Below are 12,380 nucleotides of genomic sequence, written 5' to 3'. Positions count from 1 at the left end.
ACTTTGTCTCCGTTGTTTTGAATGGGATGAGCGTTCAGCCAAGCCGGGCCGCGAGCGCGCTCAGTTGCGCATCGAGTTCAGCGGCGTTCGAGGCCACGCCGTACACGTAGCGGTCGGGTCGCACGATGGCGGCTCGGCAACCGTGGCGGCGAAACCAGTCGGCGGCCACGCCCTCGGTCTCGCGCAGTGCGTCGCCGAGGCGCAGGATGGTCATGGCGGGCACGCCGCGCGCCAGCGCCTGCGCATCCATGGCGTCGAAAGCCGGATCGAGCACCAGCCACCAGCCATTGCCGGCCAAGGTGTCGAAGCGCACACGCGCCTCGCCCTGCTCGACCCAGGGCTGCGGAAAGATCGTTCCGTTGGCCCCATGCGGCGCGGGCGACAGCAATCCAAGCTCCAGCCCCGGCAGCACGTCTTGCCGCGGCATGTCGCGCACCACGCCACCGCATTCGGCCAGCATGCGGGCGTCGCGCTCGCGCGCCTTGGTTTCGTCGCGCTCGCAGATCACGGCGCCGATGCCCTTGATGCGGCTGGTGAGCTGGCGCACGTGCTGCGCACGTTCGATGCCGTAGCTGTCGAGCAACGCCTCGGCCGCCGCACCCCGCACTTCGCCGTGGCACACCGCGGCCAACTTCCAGGCTAGGTTGGCGACATCGCGCACACCCTGGCACATGCCCTGCCCCAGGAAGGGCGGCTGCTGGTGCGCCGCATCGCCGGCGACGAACACCCGGCCGCTGCGCCAGCGGTCGGCCACCAGCGCATGAAATCGATAGCTTGCCTGGCGCCACAGCTTCCCGTCTTCCGGCGTCAGCCAGCGGGACAGCAGCTTCCATGTCTCGGCCGGTTCGACGACCTTCTGCGGATCTTCTCCGGGCTTGAGCGAGATCTCCCAGCGCCGGTGATTGCCGGGCCCGATCACCATCGTGCAGGGCCGATCCGGCTCGCAGTACTGCACGCTGGTCGCAGGCAGCTTCGCCATACCGCGCGCATTGGCCAGCACGTCCACCACCAGCCACGGCTCGTCGAAGGAAAGGTCTTCCAGCGCCATGCCCACTTGCTCGCGCACGCTGCTCGACGCACCGTCGCATGCCACGACCCAGCGCGCGCGCGTGCGGCCCTCCTCCCCGTCGTCACGGCGCCATTGCAGCGTGACGCCTTCATCGTCCTGATCCAGCGACGTCACCTGGGTCCCGAGCTCCACCGTGGCATTGGCGTGCCCCTGCACATGCGCACCCAGTGCGGCTTCGACCGGCGGCTGCGTGAACACGTTCGACGGCGTGTAGCCCAGCGGGTATGGCGGCGCGACCATGGTCAGCCGCTTGATCAGCTGGCCGTCCACGCCGAAGTACTCCGACGGCGTGAAGGGCTCCAGGTGCGGCGCCACGGCATCCATCACGCCGAGTTGCTGGAACACGCGAAGAATCTCGTGGTCCACGGCAATGGCGCGCGGCTTGTCATAGACCTCACGCGAACGGTCGCATACCCACACACGCAAGCCCATGCCGGCGAGCAGACCCGCCGCCACCGCCCCGGACGGACCGAAGCCGACCACCGCGACGTCGAAGTCGACGCCGCGTTGAACCGATGAAGCCATGCTTTCAGTCCTCGGCGCGGATCGGGTTCACGAGCGTGCCGATGCGCTCGATCTCGACCTCGAAGGTGTCGCCGGCCTTCATCCATACCGGCGGCGTGCGCGCCTGGCCGACGCCGGCCGGCGTGCCCATCACGATCACATCGCCCGGCTCCAGCGTGAGCACGTCGCTCAGCAGGGAAATGGTTTCGGCGACGCCCCAGATCATGTCTGTCGTGTTCGCGCTCTGCATCACCTCGCCGTTGAGACGGCCCTGGATCTTCAGTCCGGCAGCCGCGGGCGGCAGCTCATCGGAGGTGACCAGCACCGGACCGAAGCCGCCCGTGCCGTCGAAGTTCTTGCCGATGGTCCATTGCGGCGTACGCTTCTGGTAGTCGCGCACCGACATGTCGTTGAAGCAGGTGTAGCCGAACACGTAGCCGGGTGCATCCTCCTGCGACACATGGCGTGGCACGCGACGGCCGATCACCAGCGCCAGCTCGGCCTCGTAGTCGAACTTGCCCGACACCTTGGGCAGGATGCCCGGCGCGCCATGTGCCACCAGCGAGGTCGCGCCGCGGAAGAAGAACCACGGGTACTCGGGCTTCTCGCGCCCGCCTTCCTTCGCATGGTCGAAGTAGTTGAGGCCGAGGCAGATGATCTTGCCCGGCTCGGGCACCAGCGGCGCGAACTTCTGGCCGGCCAGCGGGAGGCGCGGCGCGGTCGACGCGATGGCCGCCTCGGCCGCTGCCGCCAGATCGACGCCCGCGGCCAGCGCGGCGCGCAGGTCCGATGGCACCTGCGGCTGGGCCGCCTGCAGGTCGATGAGCTGGTCGCCGTCGACCACGCCGAGGCGCGCGTGCCCGTTGTGCAGGAAGGTGGTGAATTTCATGAATGCTCCGGAGTCGGGATGAAGAAAACCTGTCGCTGCGCTTCCTTGAGGCGCGCCGACGGCGGCTGCGAAATGCCCCACTGGTCGACACGACCGGGCGGCCACGTCCAGTCGGCCGGGCCGCCTGCGACGTAGCTGTCGTCGATCTGCTCGACCTCGGCCGTGTACTCGATCACTTCGCCGAAGGGGCCGATGAAGTAGTTGAAGGTGTTGTCGCCAGGTCCGTGCCGGCCGGGGCCCCATTCGATCGCGTGGCCCGCGTCCTTCATGCGGCCGCCGCCGCGCATCACCGATTCGAGGTCGGGCATCACGAAGGCGATGTGGTTGAGCGCATCGTTGTCGGTGTCGCCCAACGCCACGCTGTGGTGGTCGGCGTTGCAGTTGAGGAAGGCCATGATCCGCGTGCGATCGGCCAGCCGGAAGGCCAGGGCCTGCTCGAAGAAGGCTTGCGTGCCCGCTACGTCATGACTATTGAGGACCACGTGCGCGAGGCGCGATGGCCGGTCCTCGGCTTCGTGCGCATCGGCGTGCAAGGCATCGCCGTGCACCACTTGCAACAGGCGGCCGTGCGGATCGCGCAGCGTGAGTCCGATGCCGCCGCCGGGCTCGGCAATGGGCGCCGGCCCTTCGACGACCCGGCCTCCGGCGCGCACCGCCGCTTCGGCCACGGCCCGCAGTGCCTCCGAACTGCGCGCACGCAAGGTCACGTGCCGGATCGCGCACACCGCGCCGCCGCGGTGAAGCGCCAGCAAATGGTGGTCGGCACCGGTCCCGCGCAGATAGATCGCATCGTCCGTGCGCGCCGCGACCTGCAGGTGCCAGACGCGGGTGTAGAAGTCCTCGGCGCGCGCGAGGTCCGGCACGTCGAGCGCGACGCTGCGCAGGCCGCTGATCCAGGGTGAACTCATGGGCGCTCCTTCAATGCTTCGTCGATGCGAAGGCGCGCGCGAGAAAGCGCCGCGCATTGCCGTCGATCAAGTGATCTGCCACGTCGGCTCCCAGGCCGGCCGATTCGATCCGCGCCAACGGCGCGTGCTCGTGGAAATTGAACGGGTAGTCGGTGCCGACCATCAACTGCGTGGCGCCGAACTGCGCCACCAGATGCGCCAGCGTGGACGAATCGAATACCAGCGTGTCGTAGAAGAGGCGACGCGCCTGCTCGACCGGCGATGCCTGCACCTGCTCCTTCAACGCCGGGAACACACCCCACCCTTGCTGCAGGCGCGGCAGCAGCATGGCAAGCGTGCCGCCACCGTGGCTGAAGGCGATGCGCAGCTTGGGCCGGCGCATCAGCAGATTGCCCGTAATGACGGACGCGGCGGCCAACCCGACATCGGTTGGATAGGCAAGCACCTGCTGCAGAGGGGCCGGCCCCACCAGCCGGTCCATGCCGGTCGGCTTGAGCGCATGCACGAACACCGCGGCGTCAAGCGCCTCGCAAGCCTCGAAGAAGGGATCGAATCGCGGATCGCCGATGGGCGTGCCATTGACGTTGCTGCCGATCTCGACACCAGCGAATCCCAGTGTCTCGACGGCATGCCGAAGCTCGGCGATCGCGAGGTCGATGTCCTGCAGCGGCACGGCGCCCATGCCGATCAGCACTCCGCCCGACTCGGCCACCATCGACGCGATCTGCTCGTTGAGGTAGCGAAGAAGCTGCTGCGCATCGGGCGGCTCCATCCAGTACGACAGCAATTCCGGCATCGGCGAGAGGGCCTGGTGCGCCAAGCCCATCTCCGGCAGATCGGCCAGACGGCGCGTCACGCTCCAGCACTTCTCCGAGACCGTCCGGTAGTTCTTGCCGGCGATCATCACGCGGCGATGGCACAGGCCCCCTGCATCGGGCGCCGCAGCGGTCGACGGCCATTGCGCCGGCACCTTGCTGCCGAGGTAGGCCGGGAACTCCGCCGGAACCATGTGCGCGTGCACGTCGATGCCGCAAGCGCAGCGCAGGCGCGGCGTGCCCTCAGCCATGTGCGGCACTTTTCCAGATCCGATGAACCATGTTGTCTCCTGTCACCGCGTCGCAACCACGTCGGCGGGGCTGTTGGAGGCGAAGTCTAGGGAGCGGCAGGCCATTTATGAAGTGGATTTGCCGTATACATAGAATCCACCGCATGGATATCAGGCAAGTCGACCTCAACCTCCTGGTGGCCTTCCACGCCATGTCGGAGCACCGCAGCGTCACCCGCGCCGCGGAGGCCATCGGCCTGAGCCAGCCGGCCATGAGCGCGGCCGTCTCCCGGCTGCGGCTGCTGTTCAACGATGCCTTGTTCGTGAAGACCGCCGCCGGCATGCAGCCCACACCGCGCGCCGCCGAGCTCGATGGTGCGGTGCGGCGCGTCATAGAAACCATCAAGGCCGACATCCTGCCGGCACCTGGTTTCAATCCGCTGCAGGCCAGCAAGTTGTTCACCCTCGTCACGCCAGACATTGCCGAAGTGCACTTCCTGCCGCGCATCCTGGCGGCCTTCGCGCAAGAGGCGCCGCATTGCGACCTGCGCACCCTGTCGATGCCACGCCAGGCGGCGGCCGAAGCGCTGGAGACCGGCGCGGCCGAACTCGCCATCGGCTACCTGCCGGACCTGCAGAAGGCGGGCTTCTTCCTGCAGAAGCTGTTTCGCAACGACTACGTGTGCATCGTGCGCGGGGAGCATCCGACCATCGGCGAGCGCCTGACCCTCAAGACCTACCTGGCCGCCTCCCACGCCGTGGTGAGCCCCGACGGCCGCGAGCATCTGCTCGACCAGTTCCTGCAGCGCCGGGGACTGAAGCGGCGTGTGCTGGTCGGGCTGTCGCACTTCATGAGCCTGTTGCCCATCATCGAGGCATCGGATCTGGTCGCGACCGTGCCGCGCGACCTGGCGAACATCTGCATGCGCTACGCCAGCATCCGCATCGTCGACCCGCCCTTCAAGGCGCCCGTGGTCGAGGTGCACCAATTCTGGCACCGGCGCTTTCACCAGGACGCGTCCAACATCTGGCTGCGCGGGCTGGTGCAGCGGCTGTTCGTTTCCTGATCGGGGGGCTGCGCATCTTCCCGCCGCTTCGCTAGACTCCACGCGGTGATGCGCCGCCCGCGCACCATCCCCCTGATCGCAGGAGCCAATGCCCCATGGCAGAGTCCCGGTCCCGGCCACTGTCGATGCACGCGCTGCGCGCCGACGCCGACCCGCGCGAGCCCTTCGAGCGGCTCGTCGACAGCGGCCTGCGCCTGAACGGGGCGCGCAGCGAGAGCGAGTTGCACGACTGCCTGATCCGCGAGGCGACCGATCTCGGCGGTGCGCAGCGGGTGCTTCTGGTGCTCGATGCCGACGACAGCCTGCGGATCGCCGGCTCGATGCTGCCGCGCGACGAAGATGCCGCCGCCCTGCTCTGCGCCATCGAACCCTGGCTTGCCGAATCCCGCCGCACGCGGATTTCCAGCCTGCGGCACGGACCTGGCGGCGCCAAACCCGCTGCCCAGCGCTCATGCCTGATCGCACCTTTGATGGTGGGGGACGAGCTGCTCGGCTTTCTCTATGCCGACATCGAAGGCGCGGTCGGCCGGTTCCATGACACCGACCGCGGCCTGCTGGGCGCATTGGCGAGCCAGGCCGCAGTGGCCTTGTCCAATATCCGCTCCCGCGAAGACGTGGAGCGTCGGCTGGCCCGACGCACCGCCGAGCTCGCGCAGCGCGCAGGCGCCCTCACGCTCATCGACAGCATCCAGGAGGGCATCGCGGCCCGGCTGCCGTTCGAAGCCATCATCCACATGGTGGGCGACAAGCTGCGCGAGGTCTTCGACTCCGGCGACGTCAACATCCTGTGGTGGGACGACAAGACCAACCTCGTGCAGGCGCTGTACCGCTATGAGCACAACCTTCCGCTGCCCTTGCCGCCGGCACGGCCGGTGAGGCCCGGCGAGGTGCTGGAACAGATCCTTCGCGACCGCCAGGTCCGCGTTGCGAACACGCGCGATGAGCAGACCCGGGCTGGCCTTCACCCCTCGCCGGGGACCGACTGGGCGCATTCGATCGCCGCCGTACCCATCATCGGCAGCGACCGCGTCCTCGGCGCCCTCGGCCTGCAGAACCACGAGCGCGAATACGCCTTCGGGGCCGACGAGATCCAGCTCCTCGAAACGGTGGCTGCCAGCATGGGCGTCGCGCTGGAGAACGCTCGCCTGTTCGACGAAACGCAGGAGACGCTGGCGCACCAGACCGCGACGGCCGAGGTACTGCGGGTGATCGGCAGCTCCGTCGCCGACCCCGGCCCGGTGTTCGACAAGATCCTCGAGTGCTGCGAACGGCTGTTCGACGTCAGCTCCTTCGCGCTGATGATGGTCGACGACCAAGGCCGGCTCGCGCTCACGCGCTGGATGATGACGCCCGCCGGCCGGGTGGCGATCGGCGAGGCCCGCGCCGCCCAACTCCAGCCCGTGATGCAGGCGAGCTATCCGGCGGCGCCGGGCGACACCTCGGCCGAACTGGCTTTCCGCAGCGGAGACCTGGTGGAATTCGCCGACGTCCTGAACGACCCCGCTGCACCGCCGGTGCTGCGCCGCAATGCCCTGCAACTCGGAAGGAGCTTCGCGAACGTGGCCGCGCCGCTGATGTGGCAGGGCCGCGGCATCGGACTGCTGAGCATGCAGCGCAGCGAGGTGGGCCCCTTCCGGCGCAGCGAACGGGCGCTGCTCAAGACCTTCGCCGACCAGGCGGTGATCGCGATCCAGAACGCGCGCCTCTTCAACGAGACACAGGAGGCGCTGCACAAGGTGGAGGAACGGACCGCCGAGCTGACAGAGTCGCTCGAATACCAGACATCGATCAGCGACGTGCTGCGCGTCATCAGCGAATCACCAACCGACGTGACGCCGGTGTTCGAGGCCATCCTGGATTGCGCGACGCGACTCTTCGGCAGCCCGACTTCCGCCATCTTCAGCTACGACGGCCGGCTTGTTCACCTGGCCGCGACCCGGAACTGGTCCGAAGCGGCGCTGGCATCCGCACGCGAGGTGTGGCCCAGTCCCCCCAGCCTGCAGCAGTTGACCGGCCGAGTCATCCAGGAACGAAAGGCGCTCAGCATCGAGGACACGTGGTCGGAGCCGAACTACGACCGCAAGCTCGCGAACACCGGGAACTGGCGCCGGATCATTTCCGCGCCGATGCTCAAGGATGGCATGCCCATCGGCGTGATCTCCACCGCCTGGCCCGAGCCCGGCGTGACGCCGCAACGCCAGATCGACCTGCTCAAGCTCTTCGCCGACCAGGCGGTGATCGCGATCGAGAACGTGCGACTCATCAGCGAGACACGCGAGGCACTGGAGCGCCAGACCGCCACCTCCGAGGTGCTGAAGGTCATCAGCGCCTCACCGACGGACGTGCAGCCGGTTCTCGATACGGTGGCCGAACGCGCCGGCATCCTGTGCCGGTCCGAGGGCAGCCGCGTGTGGCTCGCCGTCGACGGCAAGTTGCGCGCGATGACGAGCTACGGGCCGGCGTACGAAGCCGGCGCCATGGGCGTGGAGCTGCCGCTCCGTACCGGGTCGATCGCGGGCCGCGCGTTCCTGGAACGCCGTTGCGTGCACGTAGAGGATGTCGTGCCCCTCATGGACACAGAGTACCCGGACGTGCGCGAACTCCAGGCGCGCAACGGCTTTCGCACGGTGCTGGCCGTGCCGATGCTTCGCGACGGCCAATCGATCGGCGCGATCGCGCTGCTGCGCAACCAGGTGCGGCCTTTCGCGCCGGTCGAGATCGGGCTCGTGCAGACCTTCGCCGACCAGGCGGTGATCGCGATCGAGAACGTGCGACTCATCAGCGAGACCCGCGAGGCTCTGGAGCAGCAGACCGCCATTGCCGAGATCCTGCGCGTCATCAGCAGTTCCCCGACCGAGACGCAGCCCGTCTTCAATGCCATCGTGCAGGCCTGCCAGCACCTGTTCGAGGGCCGCGCGGTCGCATTCTGCATGCCGCGCGACGGCATGATCGAGACCGTGGCGTTTGCCGACGACGGCACGCGCGGCGAGCGCCAGGGCGGGTTCCTGAAGCCCTGGCCGCTGGATCGCGGCAGCGGCGCCGGCGCCTGCATGCTCGATGCGCGTGTCATCAATGTGGCGGATACCCAGGCGGGCATCGAAGAGTTCCCGCGCATGAAGGACCTTGCGGTGGCGCTCGGCTATCGGTCGGGTCTCTTTGTCCCGCTGATGAAGGATCACAAGGCCATAGGGTCGATCGTCGTCCTCCGGGACACCCCAGGAGCGTTCAGCGACCAGGAAACCAAGCTCGCGCGAACCTTCGCCGACCAGGCCGTGATCGCCATCGAGAACACGCGCCAGTTCAACGAGACGCGCGAGGCGCTGGAGCAGCAGACTGCGACATCGGAAGTGCTGCAGGTCATCAGCGGCTCCATGGAAGACGCACAGCCCGTGTTCGAGAAGATCCTGGAAAGCTGCCAGCGGCTGTTCTCAGGCCGCCAGATGGGCATCTCGCTGCTCGGTGCAGACGGGCTGGTGCACCTGGGCGCCCACCGCGGGTCGGCGCGCGAAATACTCGAGCAGTTCTATCCCCGCCCCATCGACCGCCCGCCGCCCGGCGGCCTGTCCATGGGCGGCCCCGACGTCCTCCACGTTCCGGATGCGCTCGCCGAACCGGCGCTTCCGCCGTTCATGCGCGAGATCGCCAGGACCATCGGCACCTACGCGATCATGATTGCCCCGCTCCTCTGGGAAGGCAGCTACATCGGCTCGATACACGTCACGCGCCAGCCGCCGGGCCCTTTCGCCGACAAGGAAATCAAACTGCTGAAGACGTTCGCGGACCAGGCCGTGATCGCGATCCAGAACGCGCGGCTGTTCAACGAGACCCGCCAGGCGCGTGCCGCGGCCGAGGCCGCCAACGCCGCGAAGAGCGCCTTCCTGGCGATGATGAGCCACGAGATCCGCACGCCGATGAACGCGGTGATCGGGATGAGCGGCCTGCTGCTCGACACGACGCTCGACACCGAGCAGTTGGACTACGCCGCGACCATCCGCGATTCGGGCGACGCATTGCTGACCATCATCAACGACATCCTCGACTACTCGAAAATCGAGGCCGGCCGCATGGACATCGAGGAACATCCCTTCGACCTGCGCGACTGCGTGGAAACCGCACTCGACCTCGTGAGCACGCGCGCGACCGAGAAGGACCTCGACACCGCCTATGTCTTCGAGGGCGACGTGCCGCCAGCGGTCAACGGGGACCTCACGCGGCTGCGGCAGATCCTGCTGAACCTGCTGAGCAATGCGGTGAAGTTCACCGAGACCGGCGAGGTCGTGTTGACCGTGAGTTCCGAGCCCGCCTCCGCCGGCAAGGTGGCCCTGACCTTCGCCGTGCGAGACACCGGCATCGGCCTGTCGGTGGAAGGCATGGGCCGGCTGTTCCAGTCCTTCTCACAGGCCGACTCCAGCACCACGCGCAAGTACGGCGGCACCGGACTGGGACTGGCAATCAGCAAGCGGCTGGCCGAGCTGATGGGCGGAACCATGTGGGTCGAGAGCGATGGGCCGGGAACCGGTTCGACCTTCTTCTTCACCATCGAGGCACCGATCGCGCAACTGCCTCCGAGCTCCCGGCGCGAGTTCATTGGCGTGCAGTTCGAGCTGAAGGGCAAACGCGTACTGATCGTCGACGACAACGCCACCAACCGCCGCGTGCTCGCGCTGCAGTCAGGCAAGTGGGGCATGGACCCGCGCGACACCGATTCGCCAGCCGAGGCCCTGAGCTGGCTTGAACAAGGCGAACGCTTCGATCTCGCGATCGTCGACATGCACATGCCGGAGATGGATGGCGTCACGCTGGCACGGCGGATTCGAGCAAGCCATGCCACGCTGCCGCTCGTGCTCTTCAGCTCGCTGGGCCGACGCGAAGTCGGTGACGCCGAGTCGCTGTTCAACGCCTATCTGTCGAAACCGATTCACCAGTCTCAACTGTTCGACACGCTGGTGAGTCTGCTCGCGCACGACACGCCCGCGAAGCCAGCCTCCAGCGCTGCGGCCAAGCCGCAGATCGATCCCTCCATGGCCGGACGCCATCCGCTGCGCATCCTGCTCGCGGAGGACAACGCGGTGAACCAGAAGCTCGCATTGCGCCTGCTTCAGCAGATGGGCTATCGCGCCGACCTCGCTTCCAACGGCATCGAAGCCGTGGAGTCGGTCCAGCGGCAGGCCTACGATGTGGTGCTGATGGACGTGCAGATGCCCGAATTGGATGGACTGGATGCGACCCGGCAGATCTGCACGCTGCTGGATGGACCGATGAGGCCGCGCATCGTGGCGATGACGGCCAACGCCATGCAGGGCGATCGGGAGATGTGCATGGAAGCCGGAATGGACGACTACCTGACCAAGCCGATTCGCGTCGACCGGCTGGTCGAAGCACTGAACAGCGTGCCCGCACGAAAGGACCGATGAGATGAGCGACGCGACCATCGACCACGCAATTTTTTCGGAGTTGCAGGAGGCTGCAGGCGCCGACTTCGTGAAGGAACTGGTGCAGACCTTCCTCGAAGAAGCACCCACCATGCTGCAGGAGCTTCGCGATGCCCTTGCCACGGGCGACGCCGATACCTTCCGGCGTGCGGCGCATTCGCTGAAGTCGAACAGCCTCACCTTCGGTGCCCTCACGCTCGGTGCCATGGCACGCGAACAGGAACTCGGCGGCCTGCCGGCTGCGCAGCCATCGAACGCGCTCGATGCGCTGGCGCAGGAATATGCCCGCGTCGCCGCGGCCCTCCAGGAGCTGACCCATGGTTGATCTTCGCCATGCGCCGGCCCGCCTGCTGGTGGCGGATGACAACAAGGTCAACCGCCTGCTGATGACCCGCAGCCTCGAACTCCAGGGCCACAGCGTCCGATGCGCGGAGAACGGGCGCATCGCCTTGGAGATGCTCCGGCGCGACGCCTTCGACCTGATGCTGCTCGACATGGAAATGCCCGAGATGACCGGCTTCGAGGTGCTGGAACACCTGACCGCCGACGTCAAGCTGCGCGACTTGCCGGTCATCGTGACCTCGTCGCTCGAGGGTGTGGCCGACATCGCGCGCTGCATCGAGCTGGGCGCCGAAGACTACCTCCACAAGCCCGTCAATGCCGTGCTGCTGAAGGCCCGCATCGGCGCCAGCCTCGAGAAGAAGCGCTTGCGCGACCAGCAGAAGGAAATGGTGCGCCGCTTCGCGACCTCAGAGGTCGCGCAGGACCTGCAGCAATCCGGCTTCGCGCTGGGCGGTCGCCGGGTGCAGGCCACGGTGATGTTCTGCGACATCCGCGGCTTCACTTCGCTGGTCGAGTCGCAGCCGCCCGAAGAGACCATCGAGCTTCTGAACACCTACTACACCCTGATGTTCGATGCGATCAACGGCCATGGCGGCGTGGTGAATCAGATGATCGGCGACGGGCTGATGGCGATCTTCGGCGCGCCGCTGCCGCTGCCCGACCACGGCGCCGCCGCCGTGCGCGCGGCGCTCGACATGGTCGAGATGATCGAATTGCTGAACGTCGAGCGCACGGCAGCGAACAAGGCCGCGATCCGCATCGGCGTGGGCGTCGCCTCCGGCGAGATGGTGGCGGGCTACACCGGCACGCACCAGCGCGCGACCTACACCTGCATCGGCGACACGGTGAACCTCGCCGCGCGGCTCGAGGAGCACACCAAGCTCGCGAAGCGGACGATCCTGATCGATCCCGCGACCCGCCTGGCGCTCGAAGGCCGCATCGTCGTGGACTCCCTGGGGCCGGCTTCGTTCCGGGGCAAGGCGGCACCCGTCGAGGTGTACGCCGTCGCGGCCGCCGCCATCGGCTAGCTCCGCGACTCCGTGTCGCATAGGTGATAGCGCCTCCGGGTTACTCCGCAACGGCGTCTCCGCAGGCGCCCCCTACGCTCCGACCGCCGGCGCCGC

General features: G+C 67.6%; 8 protein-coding genes. 4 read left to right on the top strand and 4 right to left on the bottom strand.

The features are described 5' to 3' along the window. Positions 1-34: 34 nt before the first annotated feature. From QTI04_RS10450 to QTI04_RS10435, 4 genes are read right to left on the bottom strand one after another with little or no spacing between them, the layout of a single operon-like run. Positions 35-1,594: a bifunctional 3-(3-hydroxy-phenyl)propionate/3-hydroxycinnamic acid hydroxylase gene (locus tag QTI04_RS10450; protein ID WP_286615524.1), complete on the bottom strand. Its 1,560-nt coding sequence runs from the start codon at positions 1,592-1,594 to the stop codon at positions 35-37. A 4-nt stretch (positions 1,595-1,598) separates the two neighbouring features. Next, entirely contained in the window at positions 1,599-2,462 is an 864-nt protein-coding gene (locus QTI04_RS10445) for a fumarylacetoacetate hydrolase family protein (RefSeq protein WP_286615523.1), read from the bottom strand. After that, positions 2,459-3,370 carry a VOC family protein gene (locus QTI04_RS10440; protein ID WP_286615521.1) on the bottom strand — a complete coding sequence of 304 codons (912 nt, stop codon included), beginning with the start codon at positions 3,368-3,370 and terminating at the stop codon, positions 2,459-2,461. The genes QTI04_RS10445 and QTI04_RS10440 overlap by 4 nt, the downstream gene beginning before the upstream one ends. A gap of 10 nt (positions 3,371-3,380) precedes the next feature. After that, complete coding sequence (locus tag QTI04_RS10435) at positions 3,381-4,436, bottom strand: amidohydrolase family protein (RefSeq protein WP_286615519.1); 1,056 nt, start codon at positions 4,434-4,436, stop codon at positions 3,381-3,383. 143 nt (positions 4,437-4,579) lie between these two features. On the opposite strand from QTI04_RS10435, the gene QTI04_RS10430 reads away from it, so the two are divergent. From QTI04_RS10430 to QTI04_RS10415, 4 genes are all read left to right on the top strand, one after another. After that, positions 4,580-5,482, top strand: coding sequence for a LysR family transcriptional regulator (locus QTI04_RS10430; RefSeq protein WP_286615518.1), 903 nt, complete (start codon positions 4,580-4,582; stop codon positions 5,480-5,482). Positions 5,483-5,577: 95 nt separating this feature from the next. After that, positions 5,578-10,896, top strand: a complete 5,319-nt coding sequence (locus QTI04_RS10425) for a GAF domain-containing protein (protein ID WP_286615516.1) — start codon at positions 5,578-5,580, stop codon at positions 10,894-10,896. A 1-nt stretch (position 10,897) separates the two neighbouring features. Then, positions 10,898-11,239 carry an Hpt domain-containing protein gene (locus QTI04_RS10420; protein ID WP_286598680.1) on the top strand — a complete coding sequence of 114 codons (342 nt, stop codon included), beginning with the start codon at positions 10,898-10,900 and terminating at the stop codon, positions 11,237-11,239. Beyond that, complete coding sequence (locus QTI04_RS10415) at positions 11,232-12,284, top strand: adenylate/guanylate cyclase domain-containing protein (protein WP_286615515.1); 1,053 nt, start codon at positions 11,232-11,234, stop codon at positions 12,282-12,284. The genes QTI04_RS10420 and QTI04_RS10415 overlap by 8 nt, the downstream gene beginning before the upstream one ends. Positions 12,285-12,380 lie beyond the last annotated feature (96 nt).

Origin of the sequence: Variovorax sp. J22R115 (assembly GCF_030317005.1) — a bacterium.
Classification (GTDB): domain Bacteria; phylum Pseudomonadota; class Gammaproteobacteria; order Burkholderiales; family Burkholderiaceae_C; genus Variovorax.
This window is presented reverse-complemented; position numbering and strand designations above follow the sequence as displayed.